At 74.1% G+C, this 1,761-nt stretch carries 2 protein-coding genes; one reads left to right on the forward strand and one right to left on the reverse strand.

The window, feature by feature from the left end:
* Window positions 1-1,012 (forward strand): LCP family protein (locus HMPREF3086_RS01625; RefSeq protein WP_371441637.1); only part of this gene is annotated, 1,012 nt, incomplete at its 5' end.
* A gap of 12 nt (window positions 1,013-1,024) precedes the next feature.
* On the opposite strand, the gene HMPREF3086_RS01630 is transcribed toward HMPREF3086_RS01625, so the two are convergent.
* On the reverse strand, window positions 1,025-1,761 hold a 737-nt coding region (locus HMPREF3086_RS01630; protein WP_070719845.1), incomplete at its 5' end, for a DUF8176 domain-containing protein.

The following is a 1,761-nucleotide window of genomic DNA, read 5'->3' on the forward strand; positions in this document are numbered from 1 at the left end:
GCGGGCGGCCTCGGCCGCCCGACCCCGCCGGCGCCCGGGCCGGGCTCCCCTGTGGCGGCGGATCGGGCCGCTGCGCATTGTCGGCCTCGTGCTGGTCCTCGTGCTCACGTTGGGTGTGGTCACGGCCCTGTGGGCGGACTCGAAGCTGCAACGGATTGACGCGCTCACCGACTACCCGGGGCGGGGCGGCAACACGCCCGGCACCGTGACCCTGCTCGTGGGCACCGACTCCCGCGAGGGGCTCACCCCCGAGCAGCAGGCGCAGCTGTCGACCGGGTCCGAGTCCGACGCCGGCGGCAAGCGGACCGACACGATGATGCTCGTCTACACCCCGCGCGGCGGCGACCGCACGATGCTCATCTCGCTGCCCCGCGACCTGCTCGTGACCATCCCCGGTTACGGCGAGAACAAGCTCAACGCGGCCTACACGTTCGGTGGACCGCCGCTGCTCACCCAGACGCTCGAGCAGCAGACGGGCGTGCGGATCGACCACTACGCGGAGATCGGATTCGGCGGCTTCGCCGGGATCGTCGACGCCGTGGGCGGAGTGGACATCTGCATCGAGGAGCCCATCGTCGACCCGCTCGCCGGCCTCGATCTGGCCGCCGGATGCCAGACGCTCGCCGGACCGCAGGCCCTGGGATTCGTCCGCACCCGCTACGGGTTCGCCGAGCAGGACCTCCAGCGGGTGCGTAACCAGCGGCAGTTCCTCGGCGCGCTCATGCGCAAGACCCTGTCCCCCGGGAACCTGCTCAACCCGTTCACCGCGGTGCCGCTGCTGAACTCCGGCGCCGAGGCCGTCACCGTCGACACCGGCGACCACATCTGGACCCTCGCGCGGGTCATGTGGCGTCTCAGCGACGACCCGCTGACCGTGACCGCCCCCCACGACGGGATGGCGTCGGGATCGGTGGGCTCGTATCTGACGTGGGGCCCCACCACCACGGGGTTCTTCGAGGCGGTCGCCGCCGGGCGGACCCCCGGCCCGGAGTACATCGACGCCGGGCCCTGATCGGCCGCGCGCTCAGCCGGCCGGGGTGATGGAGACGATCCCCCACGTGCCGTCGGGGTTCTCGGCGAGTCGCACGCGCTGACGGATCAGGACCGGATCGGCCTCCGGCGGGTACTCGGTGAGGTCGACCTCGAGCAGCGTGGGCGACAGCTCCCGCGCCTCCACGCAGTGGGTGGTGCCCTCGGGGACCCGCTCGACGCCCTCGACGCGCAGCTGCTCCTCGGTCATCCGACTGGACGGCGAGACCGCCTCGAACGCCTTCGCCGCCGACCGCTCCACGTAGTAGGCGTGGTCGAACGCCAGGACCGCGCCGGCGGGCGTGTCGAGCGATCCGGGCCCAGCGCCGACCACGCGGCCGGGCTCCGAGACCTCGGTGCACCCTGTGACCGCCTCCTCGGAGGGACTGACGGCCCCGCGGGTCACGACGAATCCGAGCACCGCGGACCCGCCCAGCACCGCCACACCGGCGGCGACCAGCAGGGCGATCCGCACCGGACGGCGGTCGAGCACCACGGGCGACCGCGGCGGCTCGTCGACCGGCCGGGGCACCTCCGTCGCGATGGAGCCCAGCGGGAGGCTCGACAGGTCGTCGACGTCGACGCCCGCCGTCCGGGCGGGCCCTGATCCCGCAGAGGCGGGTGCGCCTGCACCCGCACCCGCACCCGCACCCGCGCCCGCACCCGCACCGAGCGTGATCCGGGTCGGTGGGGCCTCACGCGCGGGCTCGTCAGCGCGGCCGCCGGCCCGCG

Origin of the sequence: Dietzia sp. HMSC21D01 (assembly GCF_001815995.1) — a bacterium.
Lineage (GTDB): Bacteria > Actinomycetota > Actinomycetes > Mycobacteriales > Mycobacteriaceae > Dietzia > Dietzia cinnamea.